This is a genomic window from Streptomyces meridianus (assembly GCF_023703325.1).
GTDB classification, from domain to species: Bacteria; Actinomycetota; Actinomycetes; order Streptomycetales; family Streptomycetaceae; genus Streptomyces; species Streptomyces meridianus.
Genome location: NZ_JAMQGM010000022.1, coordinates 39,895 through 59,514 on the forward strand (window position 1 = coordinate 39,895; position 19,620 = coordinate 59,514).

Sequence of the window (19,620 nt, forward strand, 5' to 3'; positions counted from 1 at the left end):
TCGCCGCACGTCCGTCCGGTTCCCGACGGGGCCGAACTCCGTGCACAGGTCTTGTCTTCGGGGCCCGGCGGGATCAGGATGCAAACGAACTGACCCATCGGTAACCTCCGCCCGCCCGGGCCGGAACGGGAAGAAGGTCCCCCATGCCCACGTTTCGCCGCTCCGTCGCCACGGGCCTGGCCACGCTGATGCTGACGGCCCTCGGCACCGCGTCCGCCGCTGCCTCCGAACCGGGCGCCGGCGAGTACACCGACCCGGAGTTCGGGGCGGACTGCACCTTCCACCGCTTCGGCGAGGGCGAGACCCCGCCACTCGACCTCATCGGGACCGAACCGCTGTGCGTGGAGTACGCCAAGCGGGACATCACCGTCAGCAACGGCGGTGCGGCCCGGTTCGTCCTGGCCGAACCCGCCCGCTTCGCCGTCGCCCTGCCGGCCTGCCAGTACTGGCAGAAGGACCACTGGAGCGTGCAGACCCGGCCCGGCGACCCCGCCGTCGTGGGCTGGGACGGCAGCTACTGGTTCGACAAGTCGTCCGGAACCGCCGCGCTGCGGGCCACCCGCATCACGATCGCGGGGCAGCCGGCGGACGCATCCGATGCCGCCGAGGTCCTGCGCCCCCACGACCCGCAGCTCGCGGACGCCCTGGAACGCGCGGCCGGCGGCGTCACGGCCCAACTGCCCGTTTCCCTCCCCTGCTTCGGGATATGAGCAGCGGCATCGGCCGCCGGCGCCTGGTGGCCGCGCTGACGGCCGCGGTCGCGGCCGTGGCCACCGGCGCGCTGTCCGCACCGGCAACCGCCGGCCCCCTTCCGGACCCGGCACAGGGCCTCCTGGACGGCCTGCTCGACGACCTCGGCGGCGCCGACGTGTCCCTCGGCCCCGTCGACACCACCGCCACCCTCGAAGCGTTCGCGGACACCGTCGTGCCCGGCGAGAAGCGCCACGCCCGCGATCACGCGATCGCGGGCGCGACCGGTGGACCCGGCGCAGTCCAGGCCGGCGCCATCGACATGCTCCGGCTGCCCGAACTCGGCCTCGGCCCGCTGATGCCCGCCCTGGCCGGCCTGCTCTGCACCGAGGCGACCCGCTACGCCCTGGGCCGCGGCAAGGTCCTCCTGCCGTCCCGACCGGCCTTCGTGGCCCTGGATTTCGGCGACCGCACCCGGCTCACCGCACAACTGACCGGCCCCGACGCCGTGGACCGTCAGGTGTGGGTGCTGCTGGCCCTGTTCGCCTCCATCGCGTTCGACAACGCCGCTCATCTGCACACCGTGAAGGCACTGGAGCAGCGCCACCCCGGCCTGGCCTGGCTGCGGTTCCCCGCCCCGGACGCCGACGGGCTCTGGCGGTTCCCCACCTACTCGTACGGCAAGCGGCTCGCCCGCGAGCACCCGCACACCACCGCCGGAGGCCACCCCGCATGACCGTCACCGAACGCACCGACGTCCTGGTCATCGGCAGCGGCTTCGGCGGCTCCATACCCGCCTACCACCTCGCCGCCGGCGGCGCGGAGGTCGTCGTCCTCGAACGCGGTCCGGAGCTGGGCGCCCAGGACTTCGCCCACGACCTGCGGATCGGCAGCTACACCCGGATCGTCGACCTCGTGCAGGGCGACGGCATCACCGTCGTCGCCGGAAACTGCGTCGGCGGCTCCAGCGTCGTCTACTTCGCCGCCTCCCTGCGCGCGCCCGGCTTCGTCTTCGACCGCGAGGGCGGCCTGGGCCGGCGGCTGTGGCCCCAGTCGGTGACCCGCTCCGCGCTCGACCCCTGGTACGACCGGGTCGAGGAGACCATTCCGGTGGCTCGGCAGGAGTGGGGCCAGGTCCCGTACCCCGGGGGGCTGTTCGCCGCCGCCTGCACCCGAGCCGGCCGCACCTGCAACCCGGTGCCCGTCGCCGTCGACCTGGACCGCTGCACCAACTGCAACTGGATGCTCGGCGGCTGCCGCTTCGACGCCAAGCGTTCGATGCTGCTCAACTACCTCCCGGCGGCCACCGCGGCCGGGGCCGAGGTCCGGGCCCTGCACGAGGTGCAGACGATCGCCCCGGCCACCACCCCCGGCTACCGCTACCGGGTCGCCTACAGCGTCCTCGACGGCGACGACTACCGGGTCCCCGTGAGCGCGGGCGCCATCGAGGCCAAGATCGTGGTCGTGGCCGCAGGAGCCGTCGGCACCCCGGTGCTGCTCCAGCGCTCCGCCCCGCTGCTGGGCGGCATGCCGCGGGCCGTCGGCCGCTACTTCTCCGGAAACGGCGACCGCGTCTCCATCGCCGACGTCGACGAGGACAAGGTCAGCGATCTGCTGGGGCTCGAACGGGGGCCCGGCAGCCCGTACGACGCGTTCCCCGTCGGCAAGCCGATCGGCTCGATGTCCTACGACCGGCTCGACCCGCAGGCGCCGGAGTTCACCCGGTTCTCGCTCCAGCAGATCTACTTCCCGGGGATCACCAACATCCTCGCGCAGGCCACCGACGACCCCGCCACCAGCTGGTTCGGGGTGGAGAAGAAGGAACTGCGGGCGCGCTGGCGCTCCTGGCTGTCCGTGCTGGCCATGACCGAGGACGACAACGAGGGCCGCTTCGGCCTGCCGCCCGCGACCGGCAGCTTCACCCGGGTCGCCTCCTCGGTCGGTCTGTCCACCCTGCGCTACCGGCCCACGGCCAACACCCTCCGGGGCTGGGCCGCAGCCGACGACGAGGCACGCGCCGTGCTGGAGCGCGACGGGCTCGCCCGGGTCCGGCCGTGGAGCGAGGCAGTGGGGGGATCGCTCAGCGCGCACCCGCTGTCCTCCTGCCGCATGGGTGACGACCCGGCCACCTCGGCCCTGGACGACCGCAATGAACTGCGGGGCCACCCGGGCCTGTTCGTGACCGACGGGGCCGCCGTACCCACCTCACTGTGCGTCAACCCGTCCCTGACGATCGCGGCGCTGGCCGAACGGGCGTGCCCGCACATCGTGGACCGGGCCGCCGACGCCGGGGTGAAGGTACGGTACGGGGCTCCCGCCCCGGACGGCTCGACTTCCGGCCGCCGCGGAGTGCTGAAACTCTCGACGAAGGAACGCCGTTGAAGCAGGACCAGGATGCGACCGCCCGCCTGTACCCGCCGCTGCTGCGCGGCAGGCCCGGACGGCTGGAGGTCTGGTACGCGACCCTGACCGACCCCGGGACCGGCACCGGAGTGTGGATCCACCACGAGGTGGTGACCCCACCGGACGGCTCACCCGGCCGTGCCCACGGCTGGATATCGGTCTTCACCCCCGGAAGGCCTCCGGTGACCGAGCGGTTCGGCGCGGACACCTCCGCCCGGCCCATCGGCGGCGACGCCTACTTCGCCACCCCGTCCGTCAACGCCTCACGGGGCCTGCTCAAGGGCAGCGCCGGGCGGATCCGCTGGAAGCTGGACGTGACCGAGGGCGGCGCGCCGCTCTACACGTTCCCGCGCTGGGTGTGGGAGCGGAAGCTGCTGCCCGCCGCCCAGGTGGTGCCCGCCCCTGACGCCCTCTTCGACGGCCGGCTGGAGGTCGACGGGGAGCGGCTGGAGCTGTCGCGCGCCCGCGGCGCCGTCGCCCGCATCGCCGGGCACGGCAACGCCAAGCGCTGGGCGTGGCTGCACGCCGACCTCGGTGACGGTGACGCCCTGGAGCTGGTGGCCGCCGTGGCCCGCCGGCCCGGCATGCGCCGGCTCCCGCCCCTGCCGCTGCTCCAGCTGCGGACCGGGGGGAAGGACTGGCCGCTCGACCCGCTGCTGGCCGCGCCGTTCTTCAAGGCCGACATCGGGCTGCCGGCGTGGTCGGTGACCGGCCGCTTCGGGCTGCGCCGGCTGCGGGTGGAGGTACGCCAGAACCCCGACGACTGCGTGGAGTTGGGCTACACCGATCCGGACGGCGCCACCGCCACCTGCACCAACAGCGAGCGGGCATCCGCCGAGATCGTCCTCGAACGGCGCACCCGCACCGGCTTCGAGACCGAGCGCCACTGGACGCTGGACCACACCGCGCACGCCGAGGTCGGCACCCGGCCCTGACGCCGCCGGGGCGTGCGTTCCTGCGCGGCCTCCACCCCCGCCCCGACGTCCGATCGATCGCCGTTCCCGGCCCGTCCCCTAAGGGCGGGCCGGGGGACTTTTCCGGGCCCGGCCCCCGATGTGCCGGCCCGTCGCCCGGCCCAGCATGGGGGCCATGACGAGACGTTCCCCGCTCCGGAGACACGCGCTGCACCTCCTCGTGGTGCTCGTGGCCCTGTCCGTGACGGCCGTCACCGCCCTCGCCACCGGCGTCATCCTGCTGTACCGCGGCGCCACCGTGTCCACGGTCGGCACGACGGAGTTCCGCAACGAACTGGCGGTGCCCCCGCTGGCCGAGTCGTCCGTCGACGCCGACGGAACCAGGAACTTCGACCTCACGATGCAGCAGGGCAGCACCGAGTTCCTGCCCGGTCGGCAGACCCCCACCTGGGGCTTCAACGGCACCTACCTCGGTCCGACGCTGCGGGCCGAGCGCGGCGAGCGGGTGAAGGTCCGGGTCCGCAACACCCTGGGCGAGGCGTCGACCGTGCACTGGCACGGCATGCACCTGCCCGCCCCGATGGACGGCGGTCCGCATCAGATGGTCCCGGCGGGCGGCACCTGGGCACCGCACTGGACGGTCGACCAGCCCGCTGCCACGCTCTGGTACCACCCGCACCCGCACGGGGCCACCGAGGACCACGTCCGGCGCGGACTGGCCGGGATGTTCCTGCTGGACGACGAGCGGTCCGGCCGCCTGCCGCTGCCGAAGAGGTACGGCGTCGACGATCTGCCCGTGATCGTCCAGGACGTGGCCTTCGACGGCAAGGAGTTCGACTTCGAGCACCGAGCCCTGCGGGACGTGGGATTCCTCGGCGACCGGACCATGGTCAACGGCACCCTCGACCCCTACCGCGAGGTCCGCGACGAACGGGTGCGGCTGCGGCTGCTCAATGCCTCGACGGCCCGCGTCCACGCCTTCGGGTTCGACGACGACCGCGGCTTCTCGCTCGTCGCCACGGACGGCGGACTGCTGTCCTCGGCCGTCACGAAGAAGCGGCTGCAGCTCTCACCCGGCGAGCGGGCGGAGATCGTCGTCCGGATGGAGCCCGGCGAGCGCACGGTCCTGCGCAGCCTTCCGCTCGACGCCGGCCTCAACTTCTGGAGCAAGCGGTTCAGCGGGGGCGACGACTCCTTCGACGTCCTGCAACTGCGTGCCGCCGAAACGTTGCGGCCGTCTCCCGCTCTGCCCGACCGGCTCGGCGAACCGGAGGTGCCCGACGGGTCCGACTCCGTGCGCGAGCGCCACTTCCGCCTGCAACTGCCGCTCATCAACGGCCGGACGATGGACATGAACCGCATCGACACGACGGTCACCCGCAGTACGGCGGAGACCTGGGTCATCCGCAGCGAGGACGGCACGCCCCACAACTTCCATGTGCACGACGTGCAGTTCAGGATCCTGTCGGTGAACGGCCGCCGCCCTCCACCGGAGCTCCGCGGGCCGAAGGACACGGTGTTCGTTGCTCCGAACGCCACGGTGAGGATCGCTCTGCGCTTCGACGGGCCGGCCGACCCGGAGACGCCGTACATGTACCACTGCCATCTGCTCTACCACGAAGACCGGGGAATGATGGGCCAGTTCGTCGTCGTCGAGCCGGGGCAGCGCGCCGGACGCCCGCCGCACGGTGACGGGCACTGAGCGCGGGCGCCGGAGGCGGCGCGGCTCAGGCGGGCGAGCCGGCCAGGTCCCCGCGACGCAGGCCCGATCCGGCGGGCGCGTGCGCGGGGTCGGGACCGGTGTCGGCGATCCGGTTGTTCTCGTCGACGAACACCACGCGCGGGCGGAACGTCCGGGCCTCCGCGTCGTCCATGACCCCGTACGCGATGAGGATCACCAGGTCGCCGGGGCTGATCAGCCGGGCCGCGGCGCCGTTGATGCCGATGACGCCGGAGTCCCGCGGCCCCTCGATGACGTACGTGGTGAGCCGCGCGCCGTTGTCGACGTCGACGATGTCCACCTGCTCGCCCGGAAGGAGGTCGGCGGCCTCCATCAGGTCGGCGCTGATCGTCACGGACCCGACGTAGTGCAGGTCGGCCTGGGTCACGGTGGCGCGATGGATCTTCGACTTCATCAGGGTCCTCAGCACGCGTGCACCGTAACCCGGTTCGGGGCCCAGCGGCCGGGAGTGTGGCGTACACCGCACCGCCACCGCCGACCCCGCGGACGGATTGCGGTCAGCCCTCCTTGCCGCCCCGCTCGGTCCTGCACCACTGCTCGACCTTGGTCAGGTCCTTCCGGCGCTGCTCGAGCGTGGGAACGAGGGTGCGGCGGAACTTCAGCCTGTTCTCGAGGTAGTTCGCGACCTCGTCGTGACCCGCGGCCTTCGCCCGCTCGAGCCGCTTCTCCAGCCGGTCGACGGAGCCGCGCCGCGCCGGACCCGCGTTGAGCCGCTTCACCGCCCGGGCGATGCGCTTGTCCATCCTGGGCGCGTGCTTGCACAGGGAGCGCGATCCGTCCCGGGAGGATGCGGCGGCGGTCTTCCGGGCCTCGTCGGACGAGGTGGCGTCGTCACCGGCTGCGGTCGCGATGCCGGCCGCCGTGAGCAGCGAGGCGAGCACGGCGGCGGATACGGCGGCGGTCCTGAACCTGGACATGGCGAAGTCCTCCTGGAAGCAGCACGGTCCGGCGGGTCGGGTCCCCCGGATGCCGTTGGCCGAGACCTTAGGAGCCGTCCTTGTGGAAATCGTGTGACCCGGACTGCGGACCGGCGTACGACCGGGCCGCCGCGGCCATCCAGTCCCGCCGCAGCGGCAGCGTGGCCGTGGTCGCCGCCCCCGGTCCGGACAGCGCGGGCAGCCGGACCTCGATCCGGGTGCCTGAACCGCCGGGCCGCTCCAGCACCCGGATCCGGCCCCGGTGGAGGGCGACCTGCTGGGCGACGAGCGTCAGCCCGAGACCCGAGCCGGGGCTGTCCGGGCCGCGCCGGAACCGCTCGAAGACGCTGCCGCGCAACTGCGCCGGAATGCCCGGCCCGTGGTCGTCGACGGTCAGCACCGCCTCCGCCGCCCCCGGCCGCCCGCTCGCCCGCAGCACGACCTCCACCCGGGCGGGCTGCTCCCCGGTGCGCCCGTGCACCAGGGCGTTGCCCAGGAGGTTGTCGACGACCGTCCGCAGTCCGGGCTCCCAGCCGTGCACCCGCGGGCTCTGCTCGGTGCGTACGCCGATCCGGGCCCCGGGGTGGCGGCGCCGCAGGTCCTCGGCCGATGTGTCGATCACGTCCGCCACCTCCACCGGGCCGAAGGCGTCCGCCTCGACGAGGTCGCCGCGCCCGAGTTCGCGCAGCATCACCAGCAGGCCGAGGAGCCGCGCGTGTTCGCGCCGCAGGTCGCGGACCGCCTCCTCGCGGTCCCGTTGTCCGAGGTCGGGGTGTTCGGCCAGCACCTCCAGGTTGGTCTGCATGCTCATCAGGGGCGTGCGCAGCTCGTGCGAGGCCGCTGCCGAGAACGAGCGTGCCGTCTCCAGGGCCTCGGCGGTCCGGGCGGCCTGCTCGTCGTAGCGTGCAAGAACCGTGCGCAGGGTGGCGGCGAGGTCGTCGACCTCGGCGATCCGGGTGGGGGTGTGCTCGAGGCGCGTCGCGGTGGCCCGGGGGTCCAGTCCGCTGGTGCGCCGTTGCAGCAGCCGCAGCGGCCGGGCCGCGCGGGCGGCGACGGCCCAGGCCAGCAGCCCGGAGACCGGCGCGGCCAGCAGGGCCGTGGCGATCACCCTCCGCCGCACCAGGCTGAGTTGGGTACGGCTCGCCGTGTCCGGTGCGAGCAGCCACAGGGTGCCCCTGACGTGCTGCCGGGGCACCTTCACCGGATCCGAGAGCACCCGCCAGCTCTCGCCCGCGCCGCGCACCGTGACGGGCACGGGCGCGCGGGCGGGCAACCGCACGGCGGGGTCGGGCTGCGGGCCGCCGGACGCGGTGCCCTCGGGGCCGGTGAGACGGATGCCGATGTCCAGGCCTGAGGCGAACAGGCTGCGCTGCCGGGCCTGTTCGACGGCGGGCGGGCGTCCGGTGGCGGTCACCCGCAGCAGTCGGCGGGCGTCCTCGGCGACGGCCGCCGCCCGGTCGTGGAGCCGGGCGTCCTGCTGGGCGCGCAGGTCACCCGTGACCAGGCGGAGCAACAGCGCACCGGAGGCCATCACCATCAGCGGGACGACTGCGGCGACGGACAGGGCGATCCTGGTCGAGAGCTTCATCGCGCCTGCTCCGCCCGGCACGGGGTGTCGTCCCGCAGGACGAAGCCGACGCCCCGCACGGTGTGGACGATGCGCGGCCGTCCGCCCGCCTCGAGCTTGCGGCGCAGATAGCTGACGAAGGTGTCGACGGCGTCGGTGCGCACCTCGAGGTCGTAGCCCCAGACCCGGTCGAGGAGCTGGTCGCGGGTGAGCACGATGCCGGCGTTGCGGGCGAGGACGTGGAGGAGTTCGAACTCGCGGCGGGTGAGCGTCACCGGCGCGCCGTCGAGCAGGACCCGGCGCGCCGCCGGTTCGACGCTCAGGCCGCCCACCCGAACGGCGTCCGGGTGCGAATCCGCGCCGGGCCGGGCGTTGTCGTCCCGCGGCGGGCGGCGGCGCAGCAGGGCCTGGAGGCGCAGGACGAGTTCCTGCAGGGCGAACGGCTTGACCAGGTAGTCGTCGGCGCCGGACTGGAGGCCGGCGATCCGGTCGCCGGTGCCGTCCAGGGCGGACAGCATGAGGACCGGCAGGTCGCTGCCCTCCGCGCGCAGCCGCCGGCAGACCTCGATGCCGCCGAGGTCCGGCATGGATATGTCCAGGACGACGACGTCGGGCGGCAGTGCGGCGACGGCTTCCAGGGCGCGCAGGCCGCCGTCGGCGAGCTCCACGGTGAAGCCGCGCAGCCGCAGGCCGCGTTCCAGCGACCGGCGGATCGCCGCGTCGTCGTCCACCACCAGCACCCGGCCCTGGGCACCCCGGCCACCGGTTCCGGCCATCGGGTCCTCCGCTTTCGTCGGCTTCCTCGGCCCCCGCTCCCCGGCGCAACCCTCACCGACGCGGCCCACGGTGACAAGCTCGGCGGGTGAGGAGGCCGGCCCGGCCGCCGCGCCGGGCCGGGCCGGGCGACCGGACGGAACCGGGGTGTGCGGAGGGCCGGCGATCAGCTCGGCTGCGCGTCGGCTGCCGTCGGGGGAGCGGGCGCGGCCACGGACGTCCTGGCGTCCTGCGGGCCGGACAGTGTGCGGATCCGGCGGGTCAGCATGGGCAGGGCGGACAGGGCCATGCCCACGGTGCCCACGGCCACTCCGGTGCGGCTGTCGAAGATCCGCCCGACGAGGCCGCCGAGGACCGCGCCGAGCGGCAGCACTCCGTAGATGAACAGCCGGTAGCCGCCCTGGGTGCGGGCCAAGGAACCGCGGGGTGCGACGACTTGGCGCAGGGTGACGGAGAGGGTGTTGGCGGAGCCGAGGCCGAGGCCGCTGACGAACTGGATCAGCGCGAGGGAGGCGGCGAGGGCGGTGCCGTCCCCCGGGAGGGCGGCGATGAAGAGCGGGGTCCCGGTCGACAGGGTCAGGGAGACGGCGAACGCCCGCCCGTAGCCGAGCCGTCCGGCCAGCCGCAGTGCGGCCATGGTGCCGAGGAAGGCGCCCGCCCCGGCCGCGCTGAGGGCCAGCCCGAACAGTCCGGCGCTCAGGCCCCGGTCGGTGACGGCGAAGACGACCAGGTTGACGGTGAAGATCTGCGACGCACCGTTGTAGATCATGGCGTGGGAGGTGAGTGCCCGCAGGAACGGGTTGGCGGCCAGGAGCCGGAGCCCCTCCAGCAGCCCTGTCGGTTTCTCCTCCTGCGGCGGGGCCGGTTCGGGCCGCCGCGCCCCGGCCACGCCGAGCGCCCCGGCGACGTAGCTGAGCGCGTCGAGCAGGACGGCCGCCGCGGGGCCGACCAGTTGGGCGAGCCCGCCCGCGAGTCCGGGCCCGGCCACCATGGCGGCAGTGGTGGAGCCCTGGGTGGCGCGGTTCGCCGCCGCCAGGTCGTCCTCGTCGACGAGCGAGGGCACGTAGGCGAAGCTGCCGATCTCGAACACCACGCCGGCCGCGCCGACGACGAGTGCGACAGCGACCAGGACGGGTATCGACAGCGCGCCGGCCGCGTACGCCACCGGCACCGCGGTCAGGGCGGCGGCGCGGACCAGGTCCGCGCCGATCATCACCTTGCGCCGCCGCCGCTTCTCCAGCCAGTGCCCGGCGAGCAGGGGCAGCAGCAGGTTGGGCAGGTAGGCCGCCGTGGCGATCGCGGCGACGCCCGTGGATCCGGCGTCGAGGACCAGTGTGGCGAGCAGGGGAAGCGCGACGGCGCTGATGTGCGTCCCGGCGACGGAGATGGTGTGGCCGGCCCAGAAGCGCCGGAAGTCGCGGTTCCGGCGCAGCAGTCCGGGGTTGGTTACCTTCACTATGCCCCCATCCAGTAACGGTTACCGGCTGATGATGGCACAGCGGTAACCTTTCGTCATGCGTCAACCCGGCGACCGTTCCCCGGCACCCGAGGCCCTGGCCCTCGTGCAGGACCTCGCCAACACCGTCGACGTCGAGCTGGCGGACGACGGACTGCGCACGGTCGCGGACCTCTCGGCGTTCTGCGCCGCGCACGGCCTCGGCCGGCTGCGGTTCGGAGCGGACGACGTCGCTCCCGCCCGGCGGTTGCGGGAGGCCCTGCGGGACGTCTGCCGTGCCCACGCCGGATTCGACGTGCCCGCGGAGTCGACGGCCGCACTGGACGACCTGTTCGGCCGGGCGCCGCTCGTCCTCGCCACCGGACCGGCCGGCGAGGCCCGTCCCGTTCCCGCGCCCGGACTCGACGGGCTGCCCGCGCTCACCGCACGCCTGGCCGCCGGCGTCCTCACCGCGGTGGCCGACGGCACCTGGCAGCGCCTCAAGGCGTGCAGCGCACCCGAGTGCCGCTGGGTCTACTACGACCGCAGTCCCGCCGGCCGCAGCCGGTGGTGCACCATGAGCCTCTGCGGCAGCCGGGCCAAGATGCGCGCCTACCGCGACCGCACCCGCGCCACCGGAGACCGTCCGCGCACGGGCTCCGGCTGACCGCCGCGCGCAGACCTGCCGCGAAAGGACCCCGATGACCCCCGCCTCCGACGCCGTGCTCGTCCACCGGAACGGCCCGGTCACCACCATCGCCCTGAACCGCCCCGAGCGCCGCAACGCGGTGGACCGGGAGACCGCGGACCGACTGGCCGACGCCTTCCGGGAGTTCGACGACGACCCGGACGCCGCCGTGGCCGTCCTGCACGGTGAAGGAGGCGTCTTCTGCTCCGGCGCCGATCTCCGGGCCTACGCCGACGGCCGGGGCAACCGCACGGATCCCGACGGCGACGGGCCGATGGGCCCGACCCGGATGCGCCTGGCCAAGCCCGTGATCGCCGCCGTCAGCGGCTACGCGGTCGCCGGCGGGCTGGAGCTGGCCCTGTGGGCGGACCTGCGGGTGGCCGACGAGACGGCCGTGTTCGGGGTGTTCTGCCGGCGCTGGGGCGTGCCGCTGATCGACGGCGGCACCGTACGGCTGCCCCGCCTCATCGGGGAGAGCCGCGCCATGGACCTCGTCCTCACCGGACGCGCCGTGGACGCCGACGAGGCACTGCGGATCGGGCTGGCCAACCGGGTCGTCCCGGCCGGTACGGCGCTCGGTGCCGCGCAGGAACTCGCCGCCGCGATCGCGGGGCATCCCCGCACCTGTCTGCTCCACGACCGCGCGTCGCTGCTGGAGCAGCACGGGATGGACGAACAGGCGGCCCTGGCCAACGAGTTCCGGCACGGCGAGATCTCCCTCGCCGCCGATGCCGCAGCGGGCGCGGCCCGGTTCTCCGCCGGGGCGGGCCGGCACGGATCCCCGGACCTGCCCACGGCGTAGACGCGGCGCCCGGGCGGTGGGAGCGATTACGGCGGACGGGATCTCTCCGGGTTCAGGCGGCTTCCCTGGCCCCCTCGGTGCGGCGGGTGCCCTTACCGGCGCCGTTCCCGGTTTCGGTGCCCCCGGTGCCCCCGGTGCCCCCGGTTTCCGCGGCGACCTCCTTCTTCCCGGTCTCCCCCGCAGTGCCCTCGGCCGCGGCGGCGGGCTCCCCGGCCTCGGCGTCATCGGACTCCTCGGACGTCGCGGGCTCCGGCGATGCCGGTGTGCGGGCGGCGCGCATGGACCGGATGACCGAGAACGGCGCCCCGAACGGGTCGGTGAGGGCCGCCATCCGCCCGACGTCCTCGAGCTCCACCACCGGGATCTCGACGTCGCCGCCCTCCGCCCGCGCCCGGTCGACGACGTCGTCCACGTCCGTCACCTCGAAGTACGGCCGCCACTGCGGGACGGCGCCCGCGGCACGCCGCTCCTCGTCCAGCTGCATGATGCCTCCGACGGCGGCATCCGGCCCGCCCGTCGCGGTCGAGACCACGACGTACGGCCGGCCCTCCGGGAACGGGCTGTCCTCGGCCGTCTCCCAGGCGAAGACCGTGTGGTAGAAGCTGCGCGCGGCTTCCACGTCGTCGGTGTGCAGTTCGGTCCAGGTCAGGGTGCCGGGCAGGGTGACGGCGTCCAGACCGGGGTTGCCGATCGGCTGCCACACGGCGAACCGGGCCCCGGACGGATCGGTGAACACGCCCGTGCGGCCCAGCTGGAAGACGTCGAACGGCTCGACCCGTACGGTGCCACCCGCCTGCTCGACCGTCTTCGCGACGAGATCGGCGTCGGGGGTGTGGAAGTAGAGGGTCCACGCCGAGTCCGCCCCGTCCTCGGGGAGTGGACCGACGGCGGCCACCGTGCGGCCTTCGAGCATGAACAGACCGTAACCGCCCGCTTCCGGACCGGCCGAGACGAAGTCCCAGCCGAACAACCCGGTGTAGAAGGCTGCGGCGGTCTCCACGTCGGGAGTGCCCAGGTCGATCCAGTCGGGTGCGCCGGGAACGAAGTTCGTGCTGAGCATGGTGTGCGCTCCCCCTTGATGAGGCAGGCGAGAGTTCCCTCTCTTCAGTCTCGCACCGGGTCGCGGTGCCCGCGTCCGCTCGGGCTCGCGGTCACCGGCAGGCCCGGGGCGCTCACCGGGGGGGCGCGGACCCGCCCCTGGCGGCCGGTGCCGCCCATCGCCGCCGGTACGTGCAGCACCGTGGCGCTGTCGGTCGTCGCCGCCATGCCGGCCCGCACGCCGAGTCGCTCGAACCCGCACGCCGTGCGGGGCTCCCGCACGCCTTCCATCACCTCAGGCCCGGTCACGGCCGCTCCCGTGGCGAAAGACGTCGGCGGCTTCCGGTATCGGACGCGAGCGTTCCGCCCGCGCGCATGCCCGCCCCCTGCCCGAGGGCGGGCGTTCCCCCACGTCAGTCGCGCGAGTTGCCGAACAGCAGCCGGTAGGCCACCAGCAGGACCAGCGCGCCCACGATGGCCGCCCCCCACGTCGCGGCGTCGAAGAAGTCCTTCTCCACCGGCCGGTCCAGCACCTCGGTGGACAGCCAGCCGCCGACGAACGCACCCGCGACGCCGATCAGGGTGGTGCCCACCACACCCCCCGGGTCCCGGCCGGGCAGCAGGAACTTCGCTATCGCCCCGGCCAGCAGCCCCAGAACGATCCAGCTGACGATGCCCATGCCCCTGTCCTGCCCTTCGGTCCCGCGGTCGCCCCGCCCGTGCCGCCCCGTACGGCACGCTTCGCAGGAATCATGCTCAGGCGCACGGCATTCCATCCCTGGATCGGTCGTCCTTCCCGGGAACTCGGGGTTCCGGGGTTCGGCAGGTCCGGGGGCGCGCGTCAGGGCTCCGGCCCGCTCCCCCCGCGCGTGGCCGCCGGCTCCTCCATCGCCGCGCCCTGCAGCCGCTTCAGGTCGGCCGACCGCACCTGGATGACGAACAGGGCCACCAGTGCGGCGACCGCGGCCAGCGACGCCGCGACGACGAACGCCGTCGAGATGCCCGTCGCGAGCACCTGATCCCCCCAGGGCGGCGGCAGTTGGCCGCTCTGCGCAAACCGGGACCGCTCCGCCGGCGTCGCCTGCCGGAGGAACTCCGGCACCAGACTCGTGGCCTCGTTGCGGCCGGCGGTGCCGAACACCGTGACCAGGATGGACAGTCCGAGGGAACCGCCGACCTGCTGCGTCGCGTTCAGCATCGCGGACGCCGCCCCCGACTCGTGCGGGGCGACGTTGGAGACCGCGGTGATCGTCAGCGCCACGAACTCCATCCCCATACCCAGGCCGAACACGAGCATCGGCCCGAAGATGCTGCCCAGCCAGGTGCTGCCGGCGTCCACCCGGGTCAGCCAGGTCAGGCCCCCCGCGGCGAGCAGCGCACCCGTCACCATCACGGGCTTGGGACCCACGCGCGGCAGCAGCCGGGACGATATCCCGGCCCCGATCACGATGATCGCGCTCACCGGCAGGAACGACAGACCCGCGATCACCGGCGAGAAGCGCAGCACGTCCTGTACGAACAGGGTGAGGAAGAAGAACATGCCGAACATGGCCGCCGCGAGGCTCAGCATGATGCCGTACGTGCCCGAGCGGTTGCGGTCGGCGAACATCTTCAGCGGAGTGATGGGCTGCCGCGACCCCCGCTCGACCGCGACGAAGGCAGTGAGCAGTACGGCCGCCGCAGCGAATGCCGCGATGGTCAGGACGTCACTCCAGCCGTCCTGTGCGGCCCGGATGAACCCGTAGACGAGCGAGACCATGCCGACGGTCGACAACACCGCACCGGTCACGTCGAACCGGCCCGGCCGGCGCGCGGAGGTTCCGACGTAGCGCGGGGCGGCCAGGGCGATGGCGATGCCGATGGGCACGTTGACGAAGAACACCCAGCGCCAGTCGAGCCATTCGACGAGGATGCCGCCCGCGAGCAGGCCGATCGCGCTGCCGCCGGCCGAGACTCCGGCGAACACCCCGAAGGCGCGGTTGCGTTCCGGTCCCTCCCGGAACGTGGTGGTGATCAGCGCGAGCGCGGTCGGCGAGGCGATCGCGCCGCCGATCCCCTGCAGGGAGCGGGCCGCCAGCAGCTGTCCGGGGTGCTGCGCCAGCCCGCCGAGCAGCGACGCGAGCACGAACAGCAGGACACCGAAGACGAACACCCGCCGGCGTCCCAGGATGTCGCCGCAGCGTCCGCCGAGCAGCAGCAGCCCGCCGAAGGTCAGGGTGTAGGCGTTGATGACCCAGGACAGGTTCGTCGTCGAGAAGTCCAGCGCGCGCTGGATGTGGGGCAGCGCGATGTTCACGATGGTGATGTCGAGAACCACCATCAGCTGGCACGAGGCGATGACGACGAGCGCTGCGGCGTTGCCCCTCTGATGGGACGCACCACCGGCCGCGCCCTGGGGTGACGAGGGAGAGGTCGTCATGATCATTCCCGCGCTCGGGGTTCGGAGCGCATCGCCCCTGCCGGACCCACGACACGGGATCTCGAACACGCTCTCACGGACTCGATGACGTCACTCAATCGACCGTAGTCCCGGGGCTGAGGGCGGACCAGTTGATCTCCCGGGCGCGCGCAGGCCCCGCGCGGCCGGCGGTGCGGGCCCGCGCGGGGCAGCGACTCGGGACTGCTGCGTCTACCGGGCGGTGCCTCCTGCGGACGGCGAGACGTAGGCACGGTAGTCGCGCAGACCCCACACGTTCGGCAGCCGGACCGTCCGCCACTGCCGTACGTAGTCGGGCACCGGCCGGCTCCCGGCGACCAGGAACGCGACCGGCCGCTGCGCCGCGGCGGCCAGCAGCCCGGCCGGGGTGATGCTCTCGTCGTGCCCGGCGACCTGCCGGGACGCGCAGCCCAGTCCCCAGGCGACCTGCACGGCGTGCTCGCCCGAGACCGTGCAGGGCGGCTGGAGCCCGGCCGTTTCAAGTGCGGCGGTGACCCGCTCCTGGCCCCGGCCGGCGGCCCGCGCCCGGGCGGCCACGTCCTGGAGCACCCCGTACTGGGCCGCGACGTGCAGGGCGAGCGCCGTCATCAGCAACCCTCCGGTGACGGGCCGCCACCGCGGGCGCACCCCGGCGACGATCCGGGCGCAGCAGTACGCCACCGGCAACGACAGCAGGGCGTACGTGGGCAGCAGGAACCGCGGCGCCGCGTAGTCGATCAGGAACAGGTAGGGGATCGAGAGGGCCAGCCCCGTCAGCAGCGGCAGCAGGAGTACGGCGGTCCGCCGGATGTGGACCGCGGCCGTCGCACCGCCCAGGGCGAGCAGCGGCAGCACGAACCACCAGATACCGGTCAGCGGATGACTCCACGGAATGTCGCAGGGCCGGCACAGCGAGCGCCCCTGGAGGGAACGGATCTGGTCGTCGACGGCCATGTGCAGGCCCATGCCGCCCTGGATCTCGCTGGCCCGGTCCAGCCGGGCCGCCGGCCCCCCGTAGTGCAGGTACGCCTCGACGACCCACGGCAGGCTGCCCACCAGCAGACCGCCGACGAGCAGTGCCAGGACGGCCGGCCTGCGCCACCGACGGACGGTCAGGGCGGCGGCGAGCGGCAGCACCAGCCAGGCCGCGTCCGCGGGGCGCATCAGGGCGGCGAACGCCACCGCGGCAGCGAGCCCGGCGTACACCCCGGGGCCGGCGGGCACCGGCACGCCCCACCGGTCGGGCACCGGCCGCACCACGCGCAGGAAGCAGCCGGTGGCGGCGAGCGCGGCGTACGCGACCCACAGGTTGGGCATGGCCTGGGGACCGTAGTACTGGGTGATCCACAGGCTGGCGAACAGGGCCGCGGCGCCCGCGAGCAGGGCGGGCGGCAGCAGCCTTCGCCACGCGGCGAAGGACGCGAAGAGCGCCGCGCCGGAGAGCAGCGCCAGGTACACGCGCAGGATTTCCGTCGAGGTGGTGAACACCGCGACCGGCGCCACGAGGTAGCTGATGCCGCGGGCGCGCGGTGCGCTGAAGAACGCCGACGGCCGGTCGGCGCTCACCTGGCTGAAGTAGACCGTCTCGTCCCAGCCCAGCGGGGAGCCGGGGAGCACGATCGCGAGTTGGAGGACGGTGAACAGCGCTGCGACGACCGCGAGCCCTCGCAACGAGTCCGGGCCGGTCGTCGTTCCCCACCGGACGGTGAGGTTCTGCTTGACCCGTGGAGCGGGTGCCAAGCGGGTTGATGGCATGGCACGACCTCGGTGGCAGGCGGTGCAGCGGGGGAGCTGCCGGGGCGGTGACCACACTGTGTGCGGCTTCCGCCCCCCGCCAGCCGGACCGGGCCAGTCGGCTCAACCCGGTCGGTCGATCGTGTGGGCCGGGGCGTGTCCGGTGGATCTCCGGGAGCCGGCCCGCAGCGCCCGGTGGCCGTGCGGGCGGAGCGGGTCGTCGGCAGGAGTGCGGTCAGCGGCTGTGGGCCACCGGCTGCTTCGTCCAGCGCTGCCACCAGTGGCGGCGCGGGGGGTGCACGGCGCGGCCCATCCGTCGGCCCAGCAGAAGGTAGCCGAGGAGGGCGCCGGAGGTGTTGAGGATGACGTCGTCGATGTCGAACGCCCGGCCGGTGACGATGGCACCCTGGACGAGTTCGACCAGCACCATGAACAGCGCCGTGACGAGGACGACGCGCAGCAGTCCGCGGGCCTTGGGGACCAGGACCGGGAGCAGGAGACCGAACGGCACGCCCAGCACGATGTTCCCGCCGAGCTGCTTGACGGTGTCGCGGAACGCCGGCTGCGACAGGTAGTTGTTGATCGATTCGCCGGGCTGCAGATTGGTGTGCGCCATCGCCTCGGAGGCCATCGAGGGGACCAGCGTCAGCCGGGCCAGGACCACCGCGAATCCGACCATCGCCACGAACGCCCCCGCCATCACGAGCCCCCGCACCATCGGAGATGCCTCGCTCACGGCGTCACCGCCCGAGGCCGCCGCCGGCCGGGGCTTCGGCTTCGTCCCGGTCCTCGCCTTGGAGCCGGTCCTCGGCTTGGCCTTCGCCTTCGGCCCGGTCCTGGTCTTGGACCCGGGCTTGGTCTTCGGCTTGCTCTTCGCCCCCCCGGCCTTCTTCATCGCCGTCTTCCAGCCGAGCAGGACTGTGCGGGCCATGTGTGGCACCCCCAGGTCGGAATTTCCGCATCGGCAGCCGCCCTGTCGGCGTCTGCTCCGTTCCCGTCCCGGTTACCCAGGGTCAGCCACGGCATGTGTGGTGCCTGGAGGCGGGTCGCCGCGCACCGGGTCATCCTGGAGACGGCAGCCGGACGCCGGCACGGCCGCGGACGCGAACTGGGAGGAACACTCATGTCGAACGCCCCGGACGTACGGGTCCGCCGCGTGTACGACGATCCGGAGACCGACGACGGCAGGCGCGTGCTGGTGGACCGGCTGTGGCCGCGTGGGTTGTCCAAGGAGCGTGCTCGGCTGGACTCCTGGAGCAAGGCGGTCGCGCCGTCCGACGAGTTGCGCCGCTGGTACGGCCACCGGCCGGAACTCGCGGAGGAGTTCGGCCGCCGCTACCGTGCCGAGCTCGACGAGCCGGAGCGCGCAGCGGAGTTGGAGCAGTTGCGCGATCTCGCGGCGTCCGGCCCGATGACGCTGCTGACCGCGACCCGGGAGATCGGCCTGAGCCATGCCCACGTCCTCGCACGGCTGCTGGGCACCGACACGGGATGACTCCGTGGACGTCCCGTCGGCCCGGCCGCACGGGCACGGCCTAGCATCCGGGGCATGGCTGACGAGTTGGTGGTCGATCTCCGCGGGCGCGACCTGTCCTCCCTCGACGACTTCTGGGACGCGGTCGCCGGGCCGTGCGGACTGCCCGACTGGTTCGGGCGGAACCTGGACGCCTGGTGGGACGCGGTCGAGACACGCGGAATCTCCTCCGTGATCGACGCTCACGGGGTCGTGGTCGTAAAAGCTTACGCCCAGGGGCTGTTCGGGCCCGGCGTTACGGATGGTGAGCGACTTGCCCGCGTGTTCACCGAGGCCACTCGTGCCCGGCTGGACCTGGATGGCTAGCCTTACGTGTCCGACCTGGTACTGGGACGTTCTCCCGCACCTCGGACATTGATCGCACCCGAAATCTTGTGAAGGGCTTCTCCCATGGGCATTCGGAGTCTGTTGCGGAATGCGTTCGGCCGGTCTCGCACGGGCCGCGAAGAACCCAGGGTCCCGGAGGCCCGTGAGGCCGAACCGGCCACCGCTCCCCCGTCCGTCACCGACACTTCCCCGGAGGCCACGGTCCCCGGTCAGGCCTCCCCGGCCGACTCGGCGCCGCCTGCCGCCGAACCGGTCCCGGCCGTCGCCGCGGCGGAACCGGCCGATCACGTGGAGCCTGCGGCCTCGGCCGCTCCGGAGCCCGAGCCGGGGCCGGAGTGGATCAAGGCCGACGGCGACCTCCGGCCGAAGCCGGCCCCCGAGCCGGAGCCCGAGCCGGACTACGGCCCGGAGCCCGAGCCGGACTGGTTCAAGGCCGACGGCGACCTGCGGCCCAAGGACGGGCTGCGGGCGGAGCCCGTGCCCGGGGGCGACGAGAAACCGCTGCCCGCCGTGGAGGAGACGACGGCGCCCGGCCCCGAGCCGGTCGCCGCCGCGCCTGCCGCCGAGCCCGCCACCGAGGTGCAGACCCCGGTGGAGCCCGAGCCGGCCGTCGCCGCCGCGGAGCCGGCCACGACGGACG

General features: G+C 73.7%; 20 protein-coding genes and 1 pseudogene. 10 read left to right on the forward strand and 11 right to left on the reverse strand.

The window, feature by feature from the left end; translation table 11 throughout:
• Window positions 1-143: 143 nt before the first annotated feature.
• The 5 genes from M1E25_RS10725 (at window position 144) to M1E25_RS10745 (ending at window position 5,709) form a co-directional block, all read left to right on the forward strand.
• Window positions 144-710 (forward strand): hypothetical protein, encoded by a 567-nt coding sequence (locus M1E25_RS10725; RefSeq protein ID WP_251413209.1) that lies wholly within the window; start codon window positions 144-146, stop codon window positions 708-710.
• Entirely contained in the window at window positions 707-1,426 is a 720-nt protein-coding gene (locus tag M1E25_RS10730; protein ID WP_308290410.1) for a DUF5987 family protein, read from the forward strand. The genes M1E25_RS10725 and M1E25_RS10730 overlap by 4 nt, the downstream gene beginning before the upstream one ends.
• Window positions 1,423-3,072: a GMC family oxidoreductase N-terminal domain-containing protein gene (locus M1E25_RS10735; RefSeq protein ID WP_251413212.1), complete on the forward strand. Its 1,650-nt coding sequence runs from the start codon at window positions 1,423-1,425 to the stop codon at window positions 3,070-3,072. The genes M1E25_RS10730 and M1E25_RS10735 overlap by 4 nt, the downstream gene beginning before the upstream one ends.
• Window positions 3,069-4,028, forward strand: coding sequence for a tocopherol cyclase family protein (locus M1E25_RS10740; protein WP_251413215.1), 960 nt, complete (start codon window positions 3,069-3,071; stop codon window positions 4,026-4,028). Before M1E25_RS10735 ends, M1E25_RS10740 begins: the two co-directional genes overlap by 4 nt.
• Window positions 4,029-4,182: 154 nt before the next feature.
• Window positions 4,183-5,709 carry a multicopper oxidase family protein gene (locus M1E25_RS10745; protein WP_251413218.1) on the forward strand — a complete coding sequence of 509 codons (1,527 nt, stop codon included), beginning with the start codon at window positions 4,183-4,185 and terminating at the stop codon, window positions 5,707-5,709.
• A gap of 25 nt (window positions 5,710-5,734) precedes the next feature.
• Here the strand turns inward: M1E25_RS10745 and panD are convergent, their stop codons facing one another.
• The 5 genes from panD to M1E25_RS10770 form a co-directional block, all read right to left on the reverse strand.
• Window positions 5,735-6,157: an aspartate 1-decarboxylase gene (gene panD / locus M1E25_RS10750; RefSeq protein WP_251413220.1), complete on the reverse strand. Its 423-nt coding sequence runs from the start codon at window positions 6,155-6,157 to the stop codon at window positions 5,735-5,737.
• 88 nt (window positions 6,158-6,245) lie between these two features.
• Window positions 6,246-6,665: a hypothetical protein gene (locus tag M1E25_RS10755; protein WP_251413222.1), complete on the reverse strand. Its 420-nt coding sequence runs from the start codon at window positions 6,663-6,665 to the stop codon at window positions 6,246-6,248.
• A gap of 67 nt (window positions 6,666-6,732) precedes the next feature.
• A complete protein-coding gene (locus M1E25_RS10760) occupies window positions 6,733-8,253 on the reverse strand; it encodes a sensor histidine kinase (protein ID WP_251413224.1) in 1,521 nt (506 codons plus the stop codon).
• Window positions 8,250-9,008, reverse strand: coding sequence for a response regulator transcription factor (locus M1E25_RS10765; protein WP_251413226.1), 759 nt, complete (start codon window positions 9,006-9,008; stop codon window positions 8,250-8,252). Before M1E25_RS10765 ends, M1E25_RS10760 begins: the two co-directional genes overlap by 4 nt.
• A 164-nt stretch (window positions 9,009-9,172) precedes the next feature.
• Window positions 9,173-10,462: an MFS transporter gene (locus M1E25_RS10770; RefSeq protein ID WP_251413228.1), complete on the reverse strand. Its 1,290-nt coding sequence runs from the start codon at window positions 10,460-10,462 to the stop codon at window positions 9,173-9,175.
• Between the two features lie 58 nt (window positions 10,463-10,520).
• Here M1E25_RS10770 and M1E25_RS10775 point away from each other — a divergent pair, with 58 nt between their 5' ends.
• Complete coding sequence (locus M1E25_RS10775; RefSeq protein WP_251413231.1) at window positions 10,521-11,108, forward strand: CGNR zinc finger domain-containing protein; 588 nt, start codon at window positions 10,521-10,523, stop codon at window positions 11,106-11,108.
• A gap of 34 nt (window positions 11,109-11,142) precedes the next feature.
• Window positions 11,143-11,931, forward strand: a complete 789-nt coding sequence (locus tag M1E25_RS10780) for a crotonase/enoyl-CoA hydratase family protein (protein WP_251413233.1) — start codon at window positions 11,143-11,145, stop codon at window positions 11,929-11,931.
• Window positions 11,932-11,983: 52 nt separating this feature from the next.
• Here M1E25_RS10780 and M1E25_RS10785 read toward each other — a convergent pair whose 3' ends face one another.
• The 6 genes from M1E25_RS10785 to M1E25_RS10810 all read right to left on the reverse strand — a co-directional run bounded on the left by M1E25_RS10785 (window position 11,984) and on the right by M1E25_RS10810 (window position 18,050).
• Window positions 11,984-12,991, reverse strand: a complete 1,008-nt coding sequence (locus tag M1E25_RS10785) for a VOC family protein (RefSeq protein ID WP_308290411.1) — start codon at window positions 12,989-12,991, stop codon at window positions 11,984-11,986.
• Window positions 12,992-13,035: 44 nt separating this feature from the next.
• On the reverse strand, window positions 13,036-13,278 hold the full coding sequence (locus M1E25_RS10790; protein ID WP_251413236.1) for a hypothetical protein: 243 nt from the start codon (window positions 13,276-13,278) through the stop codon (window positions 13,036-13,038).
• Between the two features lie 104 nt (window positions 13,279-13,382).
• Window positions 13,383-13,649 (reverse strand): GlsB/YeaQ/YmgE family stress response membrane protein, encoded by a 267-nt coding sequence (locus M1E25_RS10795; RefSeq protein ID WP_251413238.1) that lies wholly within the window; start codon window positions 13,647-13,649, stop codon window positions 13,383-13,385.
• 161 nt (window positions 13,650-13,810) lie between these two features.
• A complete protein-coding gene (locus tag M1E25_RS10800; RefSeq protein ID WP_251413240.1) occupies window positions 13,811-15,388 on the reverse strand; it encodes an MFS transporter in 1,578 nt (525 codons plus the stop codon).
• A 210-nt stretch (window positions 15,389-15,598) separates the two neighbouring features.
• Entirely contained in the window at window positions 15,599-17,125 is a 1,527-nt protein-coding gene (locus M1E25_RS10805; protein WP_251413242.1) for a hypothetical protein, read from the reverse strand.
• A 229-nt stretch (window positions 17,126-17,354) separates the two neighbouring features.
• A complete protein-coding gene (locus M1E25_RS10810; RefSeq protein WP_251413244.1) occupies window positions 17,355-18,050 on the reverse strand; it encodes a VanZ family protein in 696 nt (231 codons plus the stop codon).
• 192 nt (window positions 18,051-18,242) lie between these two features.
• Between M1E25_RS10810 and M1E25_RS10815 the strand changes: the two genes are divergently transcribed.
• The 3 genes and pseudogenes from M1E25_RS10815 to M1E25_RS10825 form a co-directional block, all read left to right on the forward strand.
• The gene (locus tag M1E25_RS10815) at window positions 18,243-18,614 is read left to right on the forward strand and encodes a DUF488 domain-containing protein (RefSeq protein WP_251413246.1); all 372 of its coding nucleotides are present in this window, start codon (window positions 18,243-18,245) and stop codon (window positions 18,612-18,614) included.
• 54 nt (window positions 18,615-18,668) lie between these two features.
• Window positions 18,669-18,959, forward strand: coding sequence for a barstar family protein (locus M1E25_RS10820; RefSeq protein ID WP_251413248.1), 291 nt, complete (start codon window positions 18,669-18,671; stop codon window positions 18,957-18,959).
• An 84-nt stretch (window positions 18,960-19,043) separates the two neighbouring features.
• Window positions 19,044-19,620 (forward strand): annotated as a pseudogene (locus M1E25_RS10825) (hypothetical protein); the annotation flags it as partial.

Excerpts from the sequence above, each read along its gene's own strand:
- M1E25_RS10800 (WP_251413240.1), bottom strand. The coding sequence starts at position 15,388 with ATGACGACCTCTCCCTCGTCACCCCAGGGCGCGGCCGGTGGTGCGTCC.
- M1E25_RS10820 (WP_251413248.1), top strand. The coding sequence starts at position 18,669 with ATGGCTGACGAGTTGGTGGTCGATCTCCGCGGGCGCGACCTGTCCTCC.
- M1E25_RS10795 (WP_251413238.1), bottom strand. The coding sequence starts at position 13,649 with ATGGGCATCGTCAGCTGGATCGTTCTGGGGCTGCTGGCCGGGGCGATA.
- M1E25_RS10760 (WP_251413224.1), bottom strand. The coding sequence starts at position 8,253 with ATGAAGCTCTCGACCAGGATCGCCCTGTCCGTCGCCGCAGTCGTCCCG.
- M1E25_RS10725 (WP_251413209.1), top strand. The coding sequence starts at position 144 with ATGCCCACGTTTCGCCGCTCCGTCGCCACGGGCCTGGCCACGCTGATG.
- M1E25_RS10735 (WP_251413212.1), top strand. The coding sequence starts at position 1,423 with ATGACCGTCACCGAACGCACCGACGTCCTGGTCATCGGCAGCGGCTTC.
- M1E25_RS10775 (WP_251413231.1), top strand. The coding sequence starts at position 10,521 with ATGCGTCAACCCGGCGACCGTTCCCCGGCACCCGAGGCCCTGGCCCTC.
- M1E25_RS10815 (WP_251413246.1), top strand. The coding sequence starts at position 18,243 with ATGTCGAACGCCCCGGACGTACGGGTCCGCCGCGTGTACGACGATCCG.
- M1E25_RS10755 (WP_251413222.1), bottom strand. The coding sequence starts at position 6,665 with ATGTCCAGGTTCAGGACCGCCGCCGTATCCGCCGCCGTGCTCGCCTCG.
- M1E25_RS10785 (WP_308290411.1), bottom strand. The coding sequence starts at position 12,991 with ATGCTCAGCACGAACTTCGTTCCCGGCGCACCCGACTGGATCGACCTG.
- M1E25_RS10730 (WP_308290410.1), top strand. The coding sequence starts at position 707 with ATGAGCAGCGGCATCGGCCGCCGGCGCCTGGTGGCCGCGCTGACGGCC.
- M1E25_RS10745 (WP_251413218.1), top strand. The coding sequence starts at position 4,183 with ATGACGAGACGTTCCCCGCTCCGGAGACACGCGCTGCACCTCCTCGTG.
- M1E25_RS10765 (WP_251413226.1), bottom strand. The coding sequence starts at position 9,008 with ATGGCCGGAACCGGTGGCCGGGGTGCCCAGGGCCGGGTGCTGGTGGTG.
- M1E25_RS10810 (WP_251413244.1), bottom strand. The coding sequence starts at position 18,050 with ATGGCCCGCACAGTCCTGCTCGGCTGGAAGACGGCGATGAAGAAGGCC.
- M1E25_RS10780 (WP_251413233.1), top strand. The coding sequence starts at position 11,143 with ATGACCCCCGCCTCCGACGCCGTGCTCGTCCACCGGAACGGCCCGGTC.